This window comes from Isoptericola sp. NPDC019482, assembly GCF_040632295.1.
In the GTDB taxonomy this organism is placed as follows: Bacteria; Actinomycetota; Actinomycetes; order Actinomycetales; family Cellulomonadaceae; genus Isoptericola.
Genome location: NZ_JBEYBQ010000004.1, coordinates 159,674 through 178,714, shown reverse-complemented (window position 1 = coordinate 178,714; position 19,041 = coordinate 159,674). Strand labels below are relative to the sequence as shown.

The window sequence follows — 19,041 nt, the reverse complement described above, 5'->3', positions numbered from 1 at the left end:
GGCCAGCATAGCCCCGCCGCGCCGGCCCGGGCCACGACCGGGAGCGCGTCGTCGGGGTGATCTCCGCGACGTCGGCGCCGACAGCCTGCAGGCCTGGCTCAGCGGCGCGGGTCGACGACCACCATGCCGGAGCGCGGGGTGTCCGCCAGGCCCGGGAGCAGGGTCGCGCCCTCGTCGAGGCCGACGACGCGGTCGACGAGGTCGGCGGGGCGGAGCGTGCCGTCGGCGACGCGAGCCAGCATCTCCGGGTAGTCGGCGGCGGCCATCCCGTGGCTGCCGAGCACGTCCAGCTCCCAGCCGATCACGCGCGACATCGGCACGCGGGGGTGGCCGTCGACCGGCGGCAGGAGGCCCACCTGCACGTGGCGGCCCCGCCGTCGCAGGCTGCCGATCGCGTCGGCGCAGGTGCGCTCGCTGCCGACGGCGTCGACGCTCACGTGGCAGCCGCCGGTGAGCTCGTGCACCGCGGCGGCCACGTCGACGTCCTCGTCGGCGCGGACCGTGTGCGCGGCCCCGGCCCGGCGGGCGGCGTCGAGCGCGCCGTCGTGCCGGTCGACGGCGACGACGCGCGCGCCGAGCGCCGCCGCGACCATGACGGCGCTGAGGCCGACGCCGCCGGCGCCCACCACGACCACCCACTCGTCCGGGCGCACGCGCGCCCGCCCGGCGACCGCGCGGTAGGCGGTGGCGAAGCGGCACCCGAGGCTCGCCGCGGTGGCGTCGTCGACGTCGTCCGGCAGAGCGACGAGGTTGGTGTCGGCGGCGTGCAGCACGACCAGCTCGGCGAACGACCCGGCGTGCGTGAACCCCGGCTGCGTCTGGTCCGGGCAGACCTGCGCCTGCCCGGAGCGGCACCAGTCGCAGCGCCCGCAGCCGCAGACGAAGGGCGAGGTCACCCGGTCGCCCACGCGCCAGCGCGTGACGCCGTCGCCCACCGCGGCGACCACCCCGGCCAGCTCGTGGCCTGGCACGTGGGGGAGGGAGGTGATGTCGGTGTCGTGGCCCGCCCAGGCGTGCCAGTCGCTGAGGCACAGGCCGCTCGCACGGACCCGCACCACGACGCCGCCGGGCGGCGCCGCGGGGTCGGGCACCTCGCGGACCGTGACGGGGCCGCCGAACCGGTCGAACGTCATCGCGCGCACGGGGCGATCCAACCATCGACCCACCAGGTTGTCGGAGCGTCGTCTCAGGCGGCGGTCCACCTGAGACCGCGCGTATCACGATTGGGACACGGCGCGCGGGCGCCGCTAGCGTGCCCCGGTGACCCAGACCCGGTCGCGGGCGACGTCGCTCGCGTGCTCCCTGTTCCTGCTCGTCCTCGCGGCGCTCGCCGTCTGGTCGGTGCTGCCCCCGTCCGCGCGCCCGGCCGACGCCGCCGCGGACGAGTTCAGCGCCGAGCGCGCGTTCACGACGGTCGAGGCGGTCGGCGGGGAGGTGCACCCCCACGGCACCGCCGCGGCCGCAGCGGTCCGCGACACGATCGTGGCTGACCTCGAGGAGCTCGGTCTCGACCCCGAGGTGACCGACGGCGTCGGCATGTCCGGGCGCCTGGGCGACCAGAGCCGCGTCGCGGCCACGAAGAACGTCGTCGCCACGATCCCGGGCACCGACTCGACCGGGCCGGTCTTCCTCGTCGCGCACTACGACTCCGCCGAGGTGTCCTACGGCGCCAACGACGACGGTGCGGGCGTCGCGACGCTGCTGGAGACCGCCCGCGCGCTCGGTGCCGGCGAGCCGCTGCGCAACGACCTCGTCCTCGTGTTCACCGACGCGGAGGAAGCGTGCCTGTGCGGCGCGGAGGCGTTCGCGCACGCCGACCCGCGCGCGGCCGACGGCGGCGTCGTGGTCAACGTCGAGGCCCGCGGCTCGTCGGGCCCGGCGATCATGTTCGAGACGTCGGACGGCAACGCGGCCCTCGTCGACGCCTACTCGCACGTGCCGTACCCCGTGGGCAGCTCGATGGCGGTCGAGGTCTACCGGATCCTGCCGAACGACACCGACTTCTCGCCGTTCCTCGACGACCCCGACGGGCGGTTCACCGGCCTCAACTCCGCGTACATCGACGGGTCCGCCACCTACCACGCGCCGCAGGACACGCCCGAGCGGATGTCGACGGCGAGCCTGCAGCACCACGGCGCCAACATGCTGGCGCTGGCCCGCGAGCTCGGGAACGCCGACGCGGCGGCGCTCGCCACGCCGTCCGCCGGCGACGCGACCTACTTCCCGCTGCCGGGCGGCGTGCTCGCGCGCTACCCCGGGTGGCTCGTGTGGCCCCTGGCCGTCGCCGCCGTGCTCGCGGTCGGCGCCCTCGCCGTCGTCCTCGCCCGGCGGCGCGAGGTGCGCGGCGACCGGACCACGGCCGGCACCCTCGCGCTCGGCTTCGTCTCCGCCCTCCTGCCGATCGTCGGCGCCGTCGCCGGCTCGATCGCGCTGTGGTGGGTGATGGGCCTGGTGCGGCCTGGTTACGACGAGATGCTCGACCCCTGGCGGCCGTGGGGCTTCCGCTTCGCGCTCCTCGGCATCGTCGCGACCGTGTGGACCGCCTGGTTCGTCGGGCTGCGCCGGTCCCTCGGCGGGCCGGCGCTCGTGGTCGGGGCGCTCGGCTGGCTCGCCGTCCTCGGCGTCGTGCTGGCCGCGTTCACGCCCGGCGGCTCCTATCTCGCGGCGCTGCCGGCGCTCGCCGGCGCCGTGGCCGGGCTCGTCGCGCTGCGGTGGGCGCGCGGGGTGGTCGGGCGCCGCGTCGCCGCGACCCTGGGCGCGGCGGTCGGCGTCGTGCTGCTCGTGCCGATCGTGCTCCTGTTCTTCCCGGCGCTCGGCCTGGCGACCGGTGCGGCGCCCGCGGTCGTCGCCGCACTGCTCGGCCTGGCCCTCACCCCCGTGCTCGCCGTGCTGTGGCCGCGCGGCCGCCGGCGTGCGGTCGGGCTGGTCGGCGGCTGCGCCGCCGTAGCTGTGGTCGCGCTCGTCGTGGGCCTCCTCGTCGACCCGTTCGACGCCGAGCACCCCGAGCCCACCCGGCTCGCGTACGCGCTCGACGCCGACACCGGCTCGGCGCACTGGGTCTCCGACGAGGGCACCCCGAGCGAGTGGACCGCGCAGTTCGTGGACACCGAGACCGACCTGTCCGAGCCGTTCCCGATGTTCGACGGCGAGGTGCACGCCGGCGACGCCGAGGCGGCGGACCTGCCCGCCCCCGTCGTGGACGTCGAGGACGCCGAACCCGCGGGGGACGCGCGCGTCCTCACGCTGCGCGTGACCCCGGGCGGCGGCGCCCCGATCGGCACCGCCGGAGCCCTGCGGTACGTGCAGCTCAACGCCTCCGGCGTGGAGAGCGCGGAGGTCGCCGGGCGCGCGGTCCCGGTCGAGGGCGGGGACCTCGACACCCGCTTCTACGCCCCCGGCGAGGGCGGGTTCGAGGTGGCGCTCACCGTGCCGGCCGGGCAGCCGCTGGACCTGCGGGTCGTCGCCGCCGGCGGCGGGCTGGAGGGGCTGCCCGGGTTCCGCCCACGGCCCGCCGACGTCGGCGTGGCCGGGTCGCACACCTCCGAGCTGGTGCTGGTCGGGACGTCCGTCTCGCTCTGACCCAGGCCCCGACCGGTGTCAGCCGGCGGTCGAGGCGCCGTCGTCCGGCGGCTCCGGCCGGTCGACGGCGTCGGCCAGCTGCCGCGGCGCCTGGATGCAGTAGGAGTCGGTGAGCAGCTCGGCCATCTCGCCCCAGTCGGTGGCGTCGTCGAGGACGACGCCGACGACGTCGCCGCCCCAGCCGGCGCGGAAGTACGGGTGGCCGAGGTGCTCGAACGCCCGGACCTCCTGTGGGTCGGCGCGGAAGGTCACGCGGAAGAGCTGGTCCTCGCCGCCGAAGACGTGCGCCACGGTCGCCTTGCGCACCCGCCACCGGACACCCGTCCAGGCGGCCTCCTCGGTGCACTCGGGGAACTCGAGCAGCCCACGCAGCCGCTCGGCGAGCGCGGGCGGGACGTCGGGGCGGTCGGGCATGCCCCGAATCTCGCACGGCCCACCCACACCGCCGGGCCGACGTCCGGCGTCAGGCCCGGACAGCGCGGGCCGGCCAGGTGTGTCACGGACCGTGGACGGACGCCGGGCGCGGTGGCACGATCGGCGCATGGCCAACGGTGACCACGCTCCTGCCCGCGAACCCGACGACCTGGGACGGCTGTTCGTCGAACGGGTCAACGCCGGGGACCTCGACGGCCTCGTCGCGCTGTACGAGCCGGACGCGGTCTTCGCGTTCCCGCCCGGGGAACGGCAGGTCGGCCACGAGGCGATCAGGGCCGCTCTCGCACCGGTCCTCGCCGCGCGCCCGCAGCTCGCCCCTGGCGTGCCGGCACCCACGCTGGTCCAGGGTGACCTGGCGCTGACGTCCACCCGGCTCGAGTCGGGCGCGGTGACGGCCGAGGTGGCCCGCCGGCAGCCCGACGGGACCTGGCTGTGGGTGCTCGACCAGCCCGCCATCGCCTGACGGGGCAGGCCGTGACCGCGCTCAGCCCAGCCGGGCGCTGAGCACCAGCTCCTCGCCGACGTCGAGGCGCACGTCCGCGAGGCGGACCCCGGGCGGCAGCGCGGCGGCCAGGTCGACGCGGCGGTTCGCCGCCGCTTCGACGCGGCCGCGGACGGCGCCGAGCATCGCGGCGACGAGCGGGTTGCCGCTGGAGATGCGCACGTCGCCGACGGTCAGCACCATCGCCGCGTCCACCGACGCCGACGCCGTGGCGGAGACGCCTGCGGAGAGGAAGCCCTTGCGGATCTTCGCCTCGATCCGCAGGCCGGCGGCTCGGGGGCCGTGCGAGTCGAGCTGCACGTCCAGGTCGCTGAGCGTGATGCCCTGGGACTGCAGCGAGACGGCGAGCAGGCCGTGCACGGTCGCGACCAGGCCGGCGCGGGAGACCGCGACGCGGGCGTGCCCGGTGACCGGGTGCGCGTCGTCCGGCTCGACCGGCTCGAACCCGACCTGGCCGTCCGCGCCCTCGACCCATGCGAACCGCAGCCCCTCCGCCTCGGCGGTGACGTCCACCGGCAGGTCGACGGCGGTGAGCGGGTGGGCGTCGACGCGCAGGCGGCGCACCGTGCCCTCCTCGCGCGCGGTGATCGTCCCGGGACGCCACACGACGCCCGGCGCCTTCTGCTGGGCGCCGAACGCGACGCCGGTCAGGTCCGCCTCGAGCGACGTGACGTCCGCGCCGTCCAGCGCGGCGGAGAGGCGCGCCCGGTCCAGGCCCGTGACACCGGCTCCGGCCGCCCGCACCGCGAGGGCGCGGAGCCGGTCGGCGAGGTCGTCGCCCGTGGCGGGTCGCGGGGCAGGGCCGAGCGGCAGCGGTTGCGCAGAGGTCATGCGGCGAGCGTAGTCGGAGGCCGGGACGCCAGGTGCTCCTCGAGCAGGTCGACCGCGGCTCGCGTCCCGCCGAGCCTGCGCAGCTCCGCCCCCAGGCGGGCGGCGGTCGCGCGGTAGCGGGGGTCGGTCGTGACGTCGCGGTACGCGGCCGCGATCGCCGCCGGCCGGGGCGTGCCCGTGCGGAGGTTGACGCCGGCGCCGTGCCAGCCGATCCGGGCGGCGATCTCCGGCTTGTCGAGGTCGCCGCCCGCGACGACGAGCGGGACGTCGTGCCGCAGGGCCTGGAGGACCCCGCCGTACCCGCCGTTGGTGATCATCACGGACGTGAGCGGCAGCAGCGCGGGGTAGGGGACCATCGGCGCGACCCTCGCGTTCGCGGGCAGCGGGCCGGGGAGCGGCGCCGTGCGATGACCGAGCCCGACGACGACCAGGACGTCCTCGTCGGCCAGCGCCTCGAGGGCGGGCAGGACGAGGTCGGCGGGGTCCACGTTCTCCGTGCCCTGCGTCACGTGCACCACCGGGACGTCGGCCCGGAGGACTTCCTCCCACCACGCGGGGAGGGGCGCCGGTCGGGGTGGGCGACCGTCGTCGGTGAGGTCCCCGACGAACCGGACGGCCGCGGGGATGTCGTCGCGCGGGTAGTCCAGCCCGGGGGAGCCGGCGGTCACGACGAGGCGAGGCGAGTGCCAGGCGCTCTCGATCGTCGTGCGGTCGGGCGGGAGCCCCGCGCCCGACCGTGCGCGCCGGTACCGCCGGGTCAGGACGGTGGCGCCCGCCCGCACGGCGCGCCGCAGGACGACGTCGCGTGCCCGCCCGACGGGCCCGCGCGGCGGGGTGAGGCCGAGGCCCGCAGGCGGCACCTGCGTGCCGGGCGGCCAGTACGCGAGCGGGGAGACGGTCGCCCACCTGGAGCCGAGCCGCTCCGCGGCGAACCGGGTGCCGAGCGCCATGGGGTCGCCGGCGATGAGGTCCCACGGCTCGTCCTCGTACAGGGCGACGAGGTCGGCGGTCTGCGCGGCGGCGGTGCCGAGGAAGAGGTCCTCGACGTTGACCAGCATCTGGCCGAACCCTTTCGCGCCCCGCATGCGCGGGAAGGTCGTGGCGGGGTGCCGCTCGTCGAAGTCCGGCACCCGCTGCCACGCGACCGCCCGGGCGCCGACCTCGGCGAACGTCTCCGTGTGCCGGCGCCCCGTGTACGCGCGGACGTCGTGGCCGCGGCGCACGAGCTCCGCCGCGACCGTGCGCAGCGGCAGCGTGTGCCCGGCGAACGGCATCGCCGTCAGCATGATCGAGGCCACGGCTCCAGTCTCCGTCCGTGCCGCGCGGCCCGTGCGGCGTCGGCGAAACTTCATCCGCTGCGCCGACCCCGCGCATCGCCGCGCGCGTCAGCGCGGGGCGGCGAGCAGGTCGGAGTCGATGGAGGCGGCAGCGAGCTGCCCGGCCGCCATCGCCGCGGTCACGGAGCTGACGGGCATGGGGAAGTCGGCGGTGTGGGCCAGGTCCCCGGCGGCGAGGACCCCCGGGAGGCTCGTGCGGGCCGTGGCGTCGACGGCCACGCAGCCGGACTCGCGCAGCTCGAGGCCGAGCCGGACGGCGAACGGCGCGGCCTGGTGCAGCGTCGGGGCGACCATGATCCCGCCGAGGTCCTCGGCATCGCCGTCCAGCACGGCCCGCGCGCCCGGGTGCCCGCCGGGGAGGGTGAGCGGCTCCAGGCGGAGCACCTTCTCGGGCCGGACGACGACGCCGCGGGCGTCGAGCGCCTCCCGGACCTGCGGGTCGACGTCGGCGCCGTCGGCGAGCACGACGACGCGGCTCGCGATCCGCTCCAGCAGCCCCGCGACCCGCGGCGCGTGCGGGCCGGCGCCCAGGATCGCCACGGGGGTGCCCGAGAACTCGTGGCCGTGGCAGTACGGGCAGTGCGCCGCGACCGTGCCGAACAGCTGCTCCAGCCCGGGGGTGGCGGGCAGCTCGTCGCGCACCCCGGTGGCCAGCAGCAGGCGCCGGGCGGCGACGTCGCCGGCGTCCGTCCGCACGACGAACCCGTCGGCCGGAGCGGAGGGATCGAGCGGGGCGACGTCGAGGGCGGCGGCGCGGCGCAGCTCCACCGTGTCGTACGCGGCCAGCGTGCGGTGCGCGGCGGCGCGGAACTCGGCGGGGGCGGCGCCGTCGAACCCGAGCACGTTGTGCATCGCGTCGGTGGGGTCGTTGCGGTAGGTGCCGGAGTCGAGCACGACGACGTCGCGGTGGGTGCGGCCGAGCATCAGCGCGGCCGCGAGGCCGGCCGGGCCGGCGCCGAGGATGACCGCGTCGTGCAGGTCGTGGCGGGTGGTGTCGATCATGGCGTCTCCTTCGGGTCGGGTTGCGTGCTGACCCCAGGCTGTGACTTCATGTCAACATGAAGTCAAGCGGGGCGGCGGAACGGGCCTGGAGCGTGGGCGAGCTGGCGGAGCGGTTCGGCCTGGAGACGCACGTGCTGCGCTACTGGGAGGACGTCGGCCTCCTCGCCCCCGCCCGCGACGGCGCGGGCCGGCGCCGCTACGGGTCCGACGACGTCGTGCGCGTCGCGACGATCCTCAGCTCCAAGGTCGCGGGCATGAGTCTCGAGCAGATCCAGGTGCTGCTCGACGCCGGGTCCACGGGGCGCGGTGCCCGCGACCGGCACGAGGTGCTCACCGCGCACCTGGCCGAGCTCGACCGCCGTCAGGAGGAGATCGACCGCTCCCGGCACATGACGGAGCACGCCCTGTCGTGCCGGGCGCACGACATCGCCACCTGCCCGCGGTTCCGCGAGCACGTGCAGGACCTGGTCGACGGCACCCGGTCGTGGCGCGACATGCACCCGGAGCGCCTCGTCCCCGTCGGGGAGCGGGCATGAGCGCCCCCGTCGCAGGGCGACCCGGGCCGCGCGACCTCGGCGTCGTCGTCGGCGACCTGCCGACCGGCCCGGCGAACGCGATCACCGACGTCGCGGGCGTGCGCGTCGGGCACACGACGCTGCACGAGGGCGAGCGCCTGCACACCGGCATCACCGCCGTCGTGCCGGACGCGCTCGGCGCCGGGCCGGGGCAGCGGCGCGCGCTGCCGTGCGGCCTGTTCGTGGGCAACGGGTACGGCAAGCTCGTGGGCGCGACGCAGCTGGAGCAGCTCGGATCGATCGAGACGCCGATCCTGCTCACCGCGACGCTCTCGGCGTTCCGCGCCGCCGACGCGCTCGTCACGCACGTGCTGGCGTGGCCGGGCTACGAGGACGTACGCACGCTCAACCCGGTGGTGGGGGAGACGAACGACGGGTTCCTGTCCGACATCCGCGCCCGGCCGATCACGGAGGCGCACGCGCTGGCCGCGCTCGACGGCGCGACGTCCGGCCCGGTGGCGCAGGGCTGCGTCGGCGCCGGGGCGGGGACCTCCGCGCTCGGCTACAAGGGCGGGATCGGGACGTCGTCGCGCCGGGTCGACGTCGCGGGGACCGTGCGCACCGTGGGCGCGCTGGTGCAGTCGAACTTCTCCGGCACGCTCACCGTCCGGGGCGTGCCGCTGCCCGCGGCGGATCTCCTCGGCACGGAGTCGATCTCTTCGGCTGTTCCCCCTGCCGAAGGGATCGACGGGGTGCCGAAGGGATCCGGCCCGGCAGAAGGCAACTCCTGCATGATCGTCGTCGCGACGGACGCCCCGCTCGACGCCCGGCGCCTGGAGCGGGTCGCCCGCCGCGCGGTGTTCGCCATGGGCCGCGTGGGCTCCGACTTCGCGCACGGCAGCGGCGACTACGGCCTCGCGCTCACGACGGCGGACCCCGGCGACGGGCTCGTGCCCGACGATGCTCTCGATCCGCTGTTCGCCGCCACGACGGAGGCCGTCGAGGAGGCGCTGCTCGCGTCGGTGTTCACCGCCACGACCGTCGTCGGCCACCGCGGGACCAGGCACGCCCTGCCGCACGACGCCGCGCTCGACAGGCTGCGCGCCGCCGGGTGGTCGCCGGGGCGAACGGCCCGTGACGGCGGAGGGCTCCGGGCGTAGCGTCGGGGGTGGCGAGGGGAGCGCCACGTCCCGACCCGGCCACCGCGCAGAGCCCGACCGTCCGTGCAACGACGCACACCTCGGGAGGGGTCCCCATGCGCACCCCACGCATCATCGCCGTCCTGCTGTCCACCATGCTCGCCGCGACCACGGTCGTGTCGGCTGCCGCGACCCCGTCGCACCACGACCATCACGCACACCACCACGCCCGTCACCACGCCGACCCGTCGCTCCTGACCGCCGGGCTGTCCGGGGGCGCAGGCTCCACCATCGGCCCCGACGGGGCCCTCTACGTCACCGAGCCGGTCTGCGGCGAGGTCTCCCGGGTCGACCGACGCACCGGCGCCGCCTCGACCTTCGTCTCGGGGCTGCCCGTGCAGCAGCCGGGGACGCCTGGCGGCGCCCTCGACGTCGCGTTCCGCGGTCGCACCGCCTACGTCCTCGTGTCGCTCGCGGACCCGCAGGTCTCGGGTCTGTACCGGGTCGGCCGGGACGGCGTCCCGCGACCCGTCGCCGACATCGGCGCCTGGTCGATCGCCCACCCGCCGGAGACCGACTACTTCGTGCCGTCCGGCCTGCAGTACGCCATGGAGCCGTACCGCAGGGGCTTCCTCGTCACCGACGGCCACCACAACCGCGTGCTGTACGTGACGCCGGACGGCTCGATCACGCAGGTCCGCGCGTTCGGCAACGTCGTGCCGACCGGTCTGGAGACCGTCGGCCGGACCGTCCTCGTGGCCGAGGCGGGTCCGGTGCCGCACCTGCCGCGGGACGGCAAGGTCGTCGCCTTCACCCCGTGGCGGCCGGGAACTCGTGAGGTCGCCTCCGGCGGGCGGCTGCTGGTCGACGTCGAGAAGGGCCGGGGCGGGCTGTACGCGCTCGCGCAGGGCCACTTCACCCCGGGCAACCCCGAGGGGTCGCCCGCCGACCCGGACACCGGCCAGGTGATGAAGGCCGGGCGGCACGGCGTCCTGCGAGCGGTGGCGACGGGCCTCGACCGGCCCACGTCCTTCGAGATCGTGGGCCGCACGGCGTACGTCGTCACCCTCGACGGGGAGGTGTGGACGGTGCCGCTCTCGCACGGGCACCACGGCCGCTGAGCCGGCGGCCCGACGGCCGAGCGGGGCATCAGCCCTGCTTGGCCGCCTTCGCCGCCGCCTTCTGCGCCTTCTTGAAGGTGCGCACCTCGGCGAGCGACTCGGCGCTGGTGACGTCCGCGATCGAGCGGCGCGAGCCCTCGTCGCCGTAGTGCCCCGCCGCCTCCTGCCAGCCGGCCGGCCGGACGCCGCGCTGCTTGCCGAGCAGGGCGAGGAAGATCTTCGCCTTCTGGTCGCCGAAGCCGGGCAGCGCCCGCAGGCGGGCCAGCACCTCCGCGCCGGTGGCGGGCCCCTCGGCACCGGGCGTCGTCCAGAGCTTCGCGACGTCGCCGTCGTAGTCGTCGACGATCGCCCGCGCCAGCGCCTGCACGCGGCCGGCCATCGACCGCCCGTACCGGTGGATCGCCGGGGGAGTGGTGGCGAGGGCGACGAACTCGTCCGGGTCGGCGTCCGCCACGGCGTGCGGGTCGATGCTGCCCAGGCGGTCGCGGATCTTGCGCGGCCCCGCGAACGCGTGCTCCATGGGGTACTGCTGGTCGAGCAGCATGCCCACGAGCAGCGCGAACAGGTCGTCGCTCAGCAGCGCGTCCGTCTCGGGGTCGCCGGTGATCCAGAGCTGTGCGGTCATGGGGTCCATCCTGCCTCGCCCACCGAGCTCAGGGCGCGGCAGTCACGCGTCCCGGCGCCGGACGGCGACGGCGGCCGCCGCGAGGACGGCGACGGCGTACCCGGCCAGCACGGCGAACCCGGCGCCCGGCGACAGGAGGCCGTCCGGCGTGGGGCCGGTGGCGATGACCCGCTCGCCTGCCACGGTCGGGAGGTACGCGTACACGTCCTGCGCCCAGGCGGCGGAGCCGGCCAGCGCCTGGAAGGCGAGCGGGAGCACGGTGAGCACGCCGATGGTGGTGGCGATCCCGGCCGCGGTGCTCCGCCACAGGGCACCGATCCCCAGGGAGAACGCGGCGACCGTGACCAGGTAGGCGACCGTGCCGCCCAGGGACCGCAGCTGCTCGCCGTCGGAGAGGTCCAGCGCGAGGCCGTCGGCCGACAGGGAGGACGCCGTCGCGAGCGCTGCCGCGCCCAGCCCGACCACCGCCAGGAGCGCCGTCGTCACCGCGACGACGAGAAGCTTGGCGCCGAGCACCGTCAGGCGGCGGGGGACGGCGGCGAAGGTCGCGCGGATCATGCCGGTGGAGTGCTCGCCGGTGATGGTCAGGACGGCGAGCACCGCCACGCTCAGCTGGGCGAACCCGTACCCGAACGTCACCGCGGTGGTCGCCGTCGGCGCCGCGAGCCGGGGGTCGGCGCTCATCGTCTGCTGCATGTCGGGCGAGGTGGCGGCCGACCCGAGGGTCTCGGCCATGAGCACCGCGAAACCTGCCATGAGCAGGACCGTCAGGACGACGCCCCACCAGGTCGAGCGCAGCGACCACAGCTTGAGTCGCTCCGAGCGCAGCACGCGGGGGAAGGTCACGCGGGCGTCGCCGGATGTCGGCTCCGCCAGGGCGACGTCGAGGGTGGTGGCACTCATCGCGGGTCTCCCGTGGTCGTCGTGCCGGCGGTCGCCAGCTGGTCGGAGGGGTCGTCGGTGCGGTACTCGACGGCGTCCGCCGTGAGCTCCAGGTACGCGTCCTCGAGGGTCGAGGCGACCGGGGTCAGCTCGTGCAGGGCGACGCCCGCGGTGAGGGCGATCTCGCCGATCGCCGCGGCGTCCAGGCCCGTGACCTCCAGCGATCCCTCGTGGGCGACGTCGGGCACCGCGACGGCGGCGCCCGCGCGCTCCAGCGCGGGGCGCAGCGTCGCCGGGCCCGGGGTGCGGACGGTGACCGCGCGCCGCGACGCCGCCTCGACGACGTCGCTGACCGGCGCGTCCGCGAGGATGCGGCCGCGCCCGATGACGATGACGTGGTCGGCGGTGAGCGCCATCTCGCTCATGAGGTGGCTCGACAGGAAGACGGTGCGGCCCTCGGCCGCGAGGCTCCTCGCGAGCCGCCGCACCCACAGCACGCCGTCGGGGTCGAGGCCGTTGACCGGCTCGTCGAGGATGAGCGTGCGTGGGTCGCCCAGCAGGGCCGACGCGATGCCGAGGCGCTGACCCATGCCGAGCGAGAACCCGCCGACCCGCTTGCGAGCCACCGAGGTCAGGCCGGTCAGCTCGATGGCCTCGTCGACGCGCCGGTCGGGGATGCCGTGCGTCGCGGCCAGGGCGCGCAGGTGCGCCCTGGCCGTCCGGCCCGGGTGGACGGCGCGCGCCTCGAGCAGCGCGCCGACCTCGGTGAGGGGCGAGCGGAGCCGCGCGTAGGGGCGGCCGTTGACGGTGACGGAGCCCGCGGAAGGCCGGTCGAGTCCCATGATCATGCGCATGGTGGTGGACTTGCCCGCCCCGTTGGGGCCGAGGAAGCCGGTGACGACGCCGGGGCGCACCGAGAAGGTGACGCGGTCGACGGCGGTCGTGTTCCCGAAGCTCTTGGACAGACCCTGTGCCTCGATCATGCCGTCGAACGTACGAGGGGTGACGACCGTCACAGAACGGGGAGGCCCCTGAAAGCGACCCTGGCCGTGTCGCTGCCGCCCGGGGGGTTCCCCTACGCCGAAGCCCTCGCCCGGTCCGCCAGCTCCCGCAGCTCCCCGACGACCGCCGGCCAGACGTGCTCCGGGAGCGTGTGGCCCATCTCCGGGTAGGTGCGGAGCGTGGCGCCAGGGATCTGCCGCGCGGTGTCGCGTGCGCCGGACGCCTTGATCAGCGGATCGTCCTCGCCGGCGACGACGAGGGTCGGGACGCGGATCGACGACAGCGGCGGCAGCGCCAGCCTGGCGGTCGCCGCGAGCTGCCGCGGGGCGGTGCGTGGATCGCGCGCCGCGCGGTCGTGGCTCACCGCCGCGACCTCGCGGGCCCACTTCTCGGGGAAGGGGTGTGCGGGGGACGAGAGCGCCCGCCAGATCTCCACCAGGACGGCGATCGCCTCGTCGCGCGTCGTCGGATCGCCGAGCCGGGCCATGCGGCGGAAGACGCCGAACCGGACGTAGGTCAGCCTGCGCCACGCGGGGGTGGTGACCGGCAGGCCCGCGCAGCTGGTCAGCGAGCGGACCCGTGCCGGGCGCAGCAGCGCCGTCGCCTGGGCCAGGCCGGCGCCCATGGAGATCCCGAGCACATGGGCCGACGGCCAGCCGGCCGCATCGAGCACGGCCTCGATGTCGTCGAGCATGTCGTCGCCCGTGTAGGCGGGGGCCGTCCTGCCGAGCAGGGCGCGCCACGGGCTCTGCCGCCGGGACGAGGCGAAGTGCGTGGAGAGGCCGGCGTCGCGGTGGTCGAACCGGACGACGGCGAACCCCGAGTCGACCAACAGCTCGCAGAGCGCGTCGGGCCACCACACCATCTGGAAGTCCAGTCCCTGGACCAGCAGCAGCGGCTCGCCGGTGGCGAGATCGCCGAACGTCTCGTACGCGATCGTGACGTCGTCGTGGGAGGTGAAGCGGGTCGTGGGAGCCATCGGGGTCCTCGAGTCCTCTGTGAACGGTGTTCGCGGTAGGGCGATCACTATACTGCGAGCGATGTACGCAGAGAGCGAGCGGCCCCGCAGCATCTGGTTGCGGAGCGAACGGGCGGGGCGCGGACCGGCGCCGGGACACGACCGTGCCGGGATCGCGGCGGCCGCGGTCGGGCTGGCCGACGCCGGGGGGCTCGAGGCGGTCTCGATGCGCAAGGTCGCGGGCGTGATCGGCGCCGGTGCCACCGCGCTGTACCGCTACGTCGACAGCCGCGACGAGCTCGTCCAGCTCATGCTCGACGCGGTGCTCGCCGACCTCCGGTACCCGCTCCTCACCGGCGCCTGGCGGGCCGACGTCCTCGCGCTCGCCCGCGCGCTGGACGCCGTCTGCCGGGAGCATCCCTGGACGGTGGACGTGCTGCAGGGGCAGCCGCCCATGTCGCCGCACGGCGTGGTGCTCCTCGAGCGGGCGCTCGCCGCGCTGGAACCGGTGGACGCGCCCGGCCAGGTCAAGCTCGAGGCCGTGGCGTTGACGATCGGGCTCGTCGCGACGGTGGCCAGGACCGAGCTCGCAGCAGGCCGCTCCACCGAGGAGTGGCGGTCGGCGCAGGAGGAGTACCTCCGGTCGGTGGTCGTGGCGGGGGAGCACCCCCACCTCGCGCGCGCGATCACGACGTCGACCCCCGCGTCGGGCGACCAGGACCTGCTGGGGCGCCTGCTGCCCCGGGTCCTGACGGGAGCGCTCGGCGTCACAGACGCCTGACCAGCACGGACAGGGGGTGGCACACTGTGCCCACGCCCCGCGCGAACGAAGGAGTCCCGTGCACGCCGAGGTCCTCGAGCTCGCCGACCCCACCCGCCCCGCGTACGGCGGGGACGGCCCGCGACCGGTCCGCACCCACCTGTGGCGCGCCGACGACCCGTCGGCACCCCTCGTGCTCGTCTCCCACGGCACGGGCGGGGCGGCGGAGAACCTCCAGGTCCTCATCGACGCCCTGGTGGCCGCCGGGTGCTCCGTGGCCGCCGTCGACCATCACGGCAACACCTTCGTCGAGCCCTACGTCGCGGCGGCATTCGTCCGCTGGTGGGACCGTGCCCTCGACCTGTCCCGGGTGCTCGACGTCCTCGAGCCCCGCGGGCCTGTCGGCGCCGCCGGGTTCTCGATCGGGGGGTACACCGTCGGGGCGCTGCTCGGCGCGCGCCTCGACGGGCCGTCCTACGCGGCCCTGGTGTCCGGCCAGGTCCCGGCGCCGCCGGTGCCCGAGCTGCCGGACGTCGCCGAGCAGCTGTGGGCGAGGCACTCCGACGCGGAGCGCGCCGCCTGGGCTGAGACGGCCGCGGGCTCGTTCCGCGACGACCGGGTCGCGGCGGGCTACCTGCTGTGCCCGCTGGGCGCCTTCATCGACCCCGGCAGCCTCGCCGCGGTGACCCGCCCGGCCGCGGTCCGCTGGGGCGGCGCCGACCGGTCCGTGCCCTTCGAGACGGACGCGAAGGTGTACGCGGCGGGGATCCGCGGTGTGGACGCGAGGGAACTGGGCGCCGACGCGGAGCACTATTCCTTCATCGACGGCGGCGACCCCGCGCTGCAGGCCGAGATGGCGGCCGACGCCGTCGAGTTCTTCAGCCGCGCCCTGGCGCGCTGACCGGCCAGCGGCTCAGCCGCCCGACGAGGAAGGACTCGATGCCGATCAGGCCCGACGCCGCGCCGACGAAGCCACCCAGCATCCCGCGGGCGTCGTCAGCGTCGACGACGCGCAGCCGGTCCGCGCGGTAGTCGATCCCCTTGCGGGTGAGGCGGTACGAGCCCGCGGCGCGCACGTTGCGGCACCAGTCGACGTCCGCGCCCCAGGGCAGCGGCGTGAGCACGAGGATGTCGCGGTACTCGCCGATCTCGACCGGGTCACCGGGTTGCGCGACCCGGGTGTCGATGGGAGCCCGGGCGGCGAACGCGACCACGGGCGTGTGGTACTCGCGGCCGCTCTTGCGGCCCACGTGGTGCAGGGTGACCCACGGCGGGACCCGCGAGCTGACCTTGAGGGCGTACGGGTTGAATCGCTTGGTGGCCGCGACGACGGCGGGCGGTGCGGGCATGCGGTCCATCCTGCTGCGCGAGCGGAGGTTCCGCTGGTTGGATGGGCCCATGGACCTCTGGGACGTGCTCCTCGTGCTGACCGTGCTGGTCACCGGCCTCGCGGGCGGGGTGTTCGCGGCGTTCTCGACCTTCGTCATGCCGGGGCTGCGCAGGCTCGACCCGGCGGCCGCGGCCGCCGCGATCGCAGCGATCAACGAGGACGCCGTCCGGCCCCCGTTCATGACCCTGTTCGGCGCGGCCGTGGTCGTGCCGGCGGGCTCGGCGGTGGTCGGCCTCGTCGGCGGGTACGACGGCGCGTGGCTGGTCCTGGCGAGCACCGTGCTGGTGGTCGTGGGCATGCTCGGGGTGACGGCGGCGGGCAACGTGCCGCTGAACAACGCGATCATGGCGCACCGCGACGCCGCCGGGTGGGCCGCGTTCGACCGGCCCTGGAGCCGGCTCAACCACGTCCGGACCGTCGCGTGCGCCGCGTCGTGCGCGCTCGCGGGCGTGGCGCTGGCGCAGGCATGACCGCGAGGTGACCGCTCGGACGACCGTACCGACAGGAGGTACTCGCATGAGGATCAGGGACCCGCGGGACTGGAACAGGCCGATCGAGGTGCCGGTTGCACGAGGCATGAGCACGCCAGAGGCCACCGAGACCACCGCCGACGTCGAGGCCACCATCGACCGCGTCCTCGACGAGACCACCACCTGGGCCGTCGTCGGCCTGTCCACGAACACCGACCGCGCCGCGTACGGCGTCGCCCGAGTGCTGCAGCGCACGGGCAAGCGGATCGTGCCCGTGCACCCGAGCGCCGAGACCGTGCACGGCGAGCAGGGCTACGCGAGCCTCGCGGACATCCCGTTCCCGGTCGACGTCGTGGACGTCTTCGTCCGCTCCGAGCTCGCCGGGGCCGTCGCCGACGAGGCGATCGCCGTCGGTGCCAAGGCGGTCTGGTTCCAGCTCGACGTCATCGACGAGGATGCCGCCGCCCGCGTGCGCGCCGCCGGCCTCGACATGGTGATGGACCGCTGCCCGGCCATCGAGCTGGGGCGGCGGCCGCGGGGTTGACCCAGTGGATCAGCCGGCCGGGGCGAACGTCAGCACCGGGCGACCGGTGCGCGGGTGGGTGAGCACCTCGGTGCGCACGCCGTAGACGGGGTCGAGGACGTCGGGCACGAGCACGTCGCGCACGTCGCCGGCCGCCACGACGCGGCCGCCGGACAGCAGCACCAGGTGGTCGCAGTGCTGGGCGGCGAGCTGCAGGTCGTGCAGGGCTGCGAGCACGGTGACGCCGTGGTCGGCGAGCTCCCGCAGGACGCGCAGCGCGTCGAGCTGGGCGGCGATGTCGAGGTGGTTGGTCGGCTCGTCCAGCAGGATGAGCGCGGGCCCCTGGGCGAGGGCGCGCGCCATGTGCACGCGCTGGCGCTCGCCGCCGGAGAGGGTCGTGACCTCGCGGTCCGCGAGGAGCAGCGCCCCGACGGCGTCGAGGGCGCGGCGGGCGGCGGCGCGGTCGTCGGCGGAGTCCCCGGCCAGCAGGGAGCGGTGCGGGATGCGGCCGAGCAGGACGGCGTCGAGCACGGTGACGGGCAGGTCGGTGGACGCCTCCTGCTCGACGAGCGCGAGCGTCCGAGCGCGACGGCGCCGCGGCAGTGCGAGCAGGTCGGCGCCCGCGAAGACGACGCGGGCACGGGAGTCCGTTCCGCCCTCCGAGGGCGCCTGCACCCCGGCGAGAACGCGCAGCAGCGTCGACTTGCCCGACCCGTTGGGGCCGAGCAGCCCGGTCACCGCGCCCGCGGGGGCGGTGACGTCCACGCCGTCGAGGATCAGCCGACCGCCCGTCGACCAGGAGACGCGGGCGGCGTCGAGGCCGTCGGCGGCCCGCCTCGAGGCGCCCCTGGCGGGGGCGTCGGTGCGCGCCTCGGCGCGGGTCTCGGTGGTCATGCGATCCTCCGTCCGCGCCACAGCAGCAGGGCGAACACCGGCGCGCCGATCGCGGCGGTGACGATGCCGACAGGCACCTCGTGCGGGGCGAAGACGGTGCGCGCCAGGGTGTCCGCCCACACCAGGAACGACGCCCCGCACAGCGCGGACAGCGGCAGCAGCAGCCGGTGCCGCGCGCCGGTCAGCAGCCGCACGGCGTGCGGCAGGATCAGCCCGACGAACCCGATCGACCCGCTCTGGGAGACCAGCGCGCCGGTGAGCAGCGCGACGCCCACCAGCAGCAGCCACCGCACCCGCGCGACGGGCACGCCGAGCGTGGCGGCGGCCGTGTCCCCGAAGGTGAACGCGTCGAGGATCGAGCCGGTCGAGGCGAGCAGGGTGCCCAGCACCAGCACGGCGACGCCCGTGATCGCGACCGATGTCCACGTCGCCCCCGCCACCGACCCCATGAGCCACGACAGGATCTCGCGGTAGGAGTCACCGGTCGCCGACCAGAAGATGACGAAGCTCGTCGCGGCCGCGGCGAGCTGGCTCACCGCCAGCCCGGCCAGCACCGTGCGGGTCGGCGTGATCGTGCCGATCGCCCCGGCGAGCCCGAGGGCGGCGGCGAGCGCCGCGACCGCCCCGCCGAACGCCGCGACCGGCAGCAGCACGGTCAGGCCGGCGACGAGCACCAGCACCGCGCCCAGCGACGCGCCGGACGACAGCCCGAGCAGGTAGGGGTCCGCGAGCGGGTTCCGCGTGAGCGACTGCATGACGACACCGCACACCGCGAGCCCGGCCCCGACCGCCGCGGCGGTGAGCACGCGCGGCAGCCGCAGCTCCCAGACCATGCCGTCGGGCAGCGCGTCGAGCGGCTCGAGACCCAGAGCGCCGCCGAGCCCCACGTGCGTCGCGATCGAGCGCCACACGTCCGCGACCGACAGGTCGGCCGGCCCGACCGTCACCGTCACCAGGACGGTCGCGACCAGCACCACCACGGACGCCGGCAGCCACCAGGCGGCGCCGCGGCGACCTGTCGTCGCTGCGGTCGTCGCGGGGTGCTCGACCGACGGTGCCCGTCTCCCGACCGTCGT

At 75.9% G+C, this 19,041-nt stretch carries 21 protein-coding genes; 9 read left to right on the top strand and 12 right to left on the bottom strand.

Annotated elements, in window-relative coordinates:
- Nucleotides 1-98: 98 nt before the first annotated feature.
- Nucleotides 99-1,133: an alcohol dehydrogenase catalytic domain-containing protein gene (locus ABZ493_RS05175; protein ID WP_430581139.1), complete on the bottom strand. Its 1,035-nt coding sequence runs from the start codon at nucleotides 1,131-1,133 to the stop codon at nucleotides 99-101.
- Nucleotides 1,134-1,260: 127 nt separating this feature from the next.
- Between ABZ493_RS05175 and ABZ493_RS05170 the strand changes: the two genes are divergently transcribed.
- On the top strand, nucleotides 1,261-3,579 hold the full coding sequence (locus ABZ493_RS05170) for a M28 family peptidase (protein WP_430581102.1): 2,319 nt from the start codon (nucleotides 1,261-1,263) through the stop codon (nucleotides 3,577-3,579).
- An 18-nt stretch (nucleotides 3,580-3,597) separates the two neighbouring features.
- Here ABZ493_RS05170 and ABZ493_RS05165 read toward each other — a convergent pair whose 3' ends face one another.
- A complete protein-coding gene (locus ABZ493_RS05165) occupies nucleotides 3,598-3,993 on the bottom strand; it encodes an MmcQ/YjbR family DNA-binding protein (protein ID WP_430581101.1) in 396 nt (131 codons plus the stop codon).
- Nucleotides 3,994-4,120: 127 nt separating this feature from the next.
- On the opposite strand from ABZ493_RS05165, the gene ABZ493_RS05160 reads away from it, so the two are divergent.
- Nucleotides 4,121-4,477: a nuclear transport factor 2 family protein gene (locus tag ABZ493_RS05160; RefSeq protein ID WP_430581100.1), complete on the top strand. Its 357-nt coding sequence runs from the start codon at nucleotides 4,121-4,123 to the stop codon at nucleotides 4,475-4,477.
- Nucleotides 4,478-4,498: 21 nt separating this feature from the next.
- Here the strand turns inward: ABZ493_RS05160 and ABZ493_RS05155 are convergent, their stop codons facing one another.
- The 3 genes from ABZ493_RS05155 to ABZ493_RS05145 form a co-directional block, all read right to left on the bottom strand.
- Entirely contained in the window at nucleotides 4,499-5,347 is an 849-nt protein-coding gene (locus ABZ493_RS05155) for a hypothetical protein (RefSeq protein ID WP_430581099.1), read from the bottom strand.
- Nucleotides 5,344-6,645 (bottom strand): nucleotide disphospho-sugar-binding domain-containing protein, encoded by a 1,302-nt coding sequence (locus ABZ493_RS05150; RefSeq protein WP_430581098.1) that lies wholly within the window; start codon nucleotides 6,643-6,645, stop codon nucleotides 5,344-5,346. Before ABZ493_RS05150 ends, ABZ493_RS05155 begins: the two co-directional genes overlap by 4 nt.
- Nucleotides 6,646-6,732: 87 nt before the next feature.
- Entirely contained in the window at nucleotides 6,733-7,686 is a 954-nt protein-coding gene (locus tag ABZ493_RS05145; protein WP_430581097.1) for an NAD(P)/FAD-dependent oxidoreductase, read from the bottom strand.
- A gap of 56 nt (nucleotides 7,687-7,742) precedes the next feature.
- Here ABZ493_RS05145 and ABZ493_RS05140 point away from each other — a divergent pair, with 56 nt between their 5' ends.
- The 3 genes from ABZ493_RS05140 (at nucleotide 7,743) to ABZ493_RS05130 (ending at nucleotide 10,461) form a co-directional block, all read left to right on the top strand.
- Nucleotides 7,743-8,222 (top strand): MerR family transcriptional regulator, encoded by a 480-nt coding sequence (locus tag ABZ493_RS05140; RefSeq protein ID WP_430581096.1) that lies wholly within the window; start codon nucleotides 7,743-7,745, stop codon nucleotides 8,220-8,222.
- A complete protein-coding gene (locus ABZ493_RS05135; RefSeq protein WP_430581095.1) occupies nucleotides 8,219-9,361 on the top strand; it encodes a P1 family peptidase in 1,143 nt (380 codons plus the stop codon). Before ABZ493_RS05140 ends, ABZ493_RS05135 begins: the two co-directional genes overlap by 4 nt.
- A gap of 95 nt (nucleotides 9,362-9,456) precedes the next feature.
- Entirely contained in the window at nucleotides 9,457-10,461 is a 1,005-nt protein-coding gene (locus ABZ493_RS05130; RefSeq protein WP_430581094.1) for a ScyD/ScyE family protein, read from the top strand.
- Nucleotides 10,462-10,489: 28 nt separating this feature from the next.
- Here the strand turns inward: ABZ493_RS05130 and ABZ493_RS05125 are convergent, their stop codons facing one another.
- The 4 genes from ABZ493_RS05125 to ABZ493_RS05110 all read right to left on the bottom strand — a co-directional run bounded on the left by ABZ493_RS05125 (nucleotide 10,490) and on the right by ABZ493_RS05110 (nucleotide 13,949).
- Nucleotides 10,490-11,086 (bottom strand): HhH-GPD-type base excision DNA repair protein, encoded by a 597-nt coding sequence (locus tag ABZ493_RS05125; protein ID WP_430581093.1) that lies wholly within the window; start codon nucleotides 11,084-11,086, stop codon nucleotides 10,490-10,492.
- A 42-nt stretch (nucleotides 11,087-11,128) separates the two neighbouring features.
- Entirely contained in the window at nucleotides 11,129-11,989 is an 861-nt protein-coding gene (locus ABZ493_RS05120; protein WP_430581092.1) for an ABC transporter permease, read from the bottom strand.
- Nucleotides 11,986-12,951 (bottom strand): ATP-binding cassette domain-containing protein, encoded by a 966-nt coding sequence (locus tag ABZ493_RS05115; RefSeq protein WP_430581091.1) that lies wholly within the window; start codon nucleotides 12,949-12,951, stop codon nucleotides 11,986-11,988. Before ABZ493_RS05115 ends, ABZ493_RS05120 begins: the two co-directional genes overlap by 4 nt.
- A 92-nt stretch (nucleotides 12,952-13,043) precedes the next feature.
- Nucleotides 13,044-13,949, bottom strand: coding sequence for an alpha/beta hydrolase (locus ABZ493_RS05110; RefSeq protein WP_430581090.1), 906 nt, complete (start codon nucleotides 13,947-13,949; stop codon nucleotides 13,044-13,046).
- A gap of 61 nt (nucleotides 13,950-14,010) precedes the next feature.
- Between ABZ493_RS05110 and ABZ493_RS05105 the strand changes: the two genes are divergently transcribed.
- Together ABZ493_RS05105 and ABZ493_RS05100 are read left to right on the top strand one after the other, a co-directional pair.
- Nucleotides 14,011-14,709, top strand: a complete 699-nt coding sequence (locus tag ABZ493_RS05105) for a TetR/AcrR family transcriptional regulator C-terminal domain-containing protein (protein WP_430581089.1) — start codon at nucleotides 14,011-14,013, stop codon at nucleotides 14,707-14,709.
- A gap of 58 nt (nucleotides 14,710-14,767) precedes the next feature.
- On the top strand, nucleotides 14,768-15,589 hold the full coding sequence (locus ABZ493_RS05100; protein WP_430581088.1) for a hypothetical protein: 822 nt from the start codon (nucleotides 14,768-14,770) through the stop codon (nucleotides 15,587-15,589).
- On the opposite strand, the gene ABZ493_RS05095 is transcribed toward ABZ493_RS05100, so the two are convergent.
- Complete coding sequence (locus tag ABZ493_RS05095) at nucleotides 15,567-16,037, bottom strand: hypothetical protein (RefSeq protein ID WP_430581087.1); 471 nt, start codon at nucleotides 16,035-16,037, stop codon at nucleotides 15,567-15,569. The two genes, ABZ493_RS05100 and ABZ493_RS05095, sit on opposite strands and share 23 nt — an antisense overlap.
- Between ABZ493_RS05095 and ABZ493_RS05090 the strand changes: the two genes are divergently transcribed.
- Nucleotides 16,036-16,548 carry an anthrone oxygenase family protein gene (locus tag ABZ493_RS05090; RefSeq protein ID WP_430581086.1) on the top strand — a complete coding sequence of 171 codons (513 nt, stop codon included), beginning with the start codon at nucleotides 16,036-16,038 and terminating at the stop codon, nucleotides 16,546-16,548. The genes ABZ493_RS05095 and ABZ493_RS05090 overlap by 2 nt on opposite strands.
- A gap of 106 nt (nucleotides 16,549-16,654) precedes the next feature.
- Nucleotides 16,655-17,092, top strand: coding sequence for a CoA-binding protein (locus tag ABZ493_RS05085; RefSeq protein WP_430581085.1), 438 nt, complete (start codon nucleotides 16,655-16,657; stop codon nucleotides 17,090-17,092).
- Nucleotides 17,093-17,101: 9 nt separating this feature from the next.
- Here the strand turns inward: ABZ493_RS05085 and ABZ493_RS05080 are convergent, their stop codons facing one another.
- Together ABZ493_RS05080 and ABZ493_RS05075 are read right to left on the bottom strand one after the other, a co-directional pair.
- Complete coding sequence (locus ABZ493_RS05080; protein WP_430581084.1) at nucleotides 17,102-17,965, bottom strand: putative F420-0 ABC transporter ATP-binding protein; 864 nt, start codon at nucleotides 17,963-17,965, stop codon at nucleotides 17,102-17,104.
- Complete coding sequence (locus tag ABZ493_RS05075) at nucleotides 17,962-18,957, bottom strand: putative F420-0 ABC transporter permease subunit (protein WP_430581138.1); 996 nt, start codon at nucleotides 18,955-18,957, stop codon at nucleotides 17,962-17,964. The genes ABZ493_RS05080 and ABZ493_RS05075 overlap by 4 nt, the downstream gene beginning before the upstream one ends.
- Between the last annotated feature and the right edge of the window lie 84 nt (nucleotides 18,958-19,041).

Coding starts and splice junctions, on each gene's coding strand:
- ABZ493_RS05140 (WP_430581096.1), top strand. CDS start 7,743: ATGAAGTCAAGCGGGGCGGCGGAACGGGCCTGGAGCGTGGGCGAGCTG.
- ABZ493_RS05105 (WP_430581089.1), top strand. CDS start 14,011: ATGTACGCAGAGAGCGAGCGGCCCCGCAGCATCTGGTTGCGGAGCGAA.
- ABZ493_RS05085 (WP_430581085.1), top strand. CDS start 16,655: ATGAGCACGCCAGAGGCCACCGAGACCACCGCCGACGTCGAGGCCACC.
- ABZ493_RS05145 (WP_430581097.1), bottom strand. CDS start 7,686: ATGATCGACACCACCCGCCACGACCTGCACGACGCGGTCATCCTCGGC.
- ABZ493_RS05115 (WP_430581091.1), bottom strand. CDS start 12,951: ATGATCGAGGCACAGGGTCTGTCCAAGAGCTTCGGGAACACGACCGCC.
- ABZ493_RS05095 (WP_430581087.1), bottom strand. CDS start 16,037: ATGCCCGCACCGCCCGCCGTCGTCGCGGCCACCAAGCGATTCAACCCG.
- ABZ493_RS05120 (WP_430581092.1), bottom strand. CDS start 11,989: ATGAGTGCCACCACCCTCGACGTCGCCCTGGCGGAGCCGACATCCGGC.
- ABZ493_RS05155 (WP_430581099.1), bottom strand. CDS start 5,347: ATGACCTCTGCGCAACCGCTGCCGCTCGGCCCTGCCCCGCGACCCGCC.
- ABZ493_RS05135 (WP_430581095.1), top strand. CDS start 8,219: ATGAGCGCCCCCGTCGCAGGGCGACCCGGGCCGCGCGACCTCGGCGTC.
- ABZ493_RS05130 (WP_430581094.1), top strand. CDS start 9,457: ATGCGCACCCCACGCATCATCGCCGTCCTGCTGTCCACCATGCTCGCC.
- ABZ493_RS05165 (WP_430581101.1), bottom strand. CDS start 3,993: ATGCCCGACCGCCCCGACGTCCCGCCCGCGCTCGCCGAGCGGCTGCGT.
- ABZ493_RS05125 (WP_430581093.1), bottom strand. CDS start 11,086: ATGACCGCACAGCTCTGGATCACCGGCGACCCCGAGACGGACGCGCTG.
- ABZ493_RS05160 (WP_430581100.1), top strand. CDS start 4,121: ATGGCCAACGGTGACCACGCTCCTGCCCGCGAACCCGACGACCTGGGA.
- ABZ493_RS05080 (WP_430581084.1), bottom strand. CDS start 17,965: ATGACCACCGAGACCCGCGCCGAGGCGCGCACCGACGCCCCCGCCAGG.
- ABZ493_RS05110 (WP_430581090.1), bottom strand. CDS start 13,949: ATGGCTCCCACGACCCGCTTCACCTCCCACGACGACGTCACGATCGCG.
- ABZ493_RS05175 (WP_430581139.1), bottom strand. CDS start 1,133: ATGACGTTCGACCGGTTCGGCGGCCCCGTCACGGTCCGCGAGGTGCCC.
- ABZ493_RS05090 (WP_430581086.1), top strand. CDS start 16,036: ATGCGGTCCATCCTGCTGCGCGAGCGGAGGTTCCGCTGGTTGGATGGG.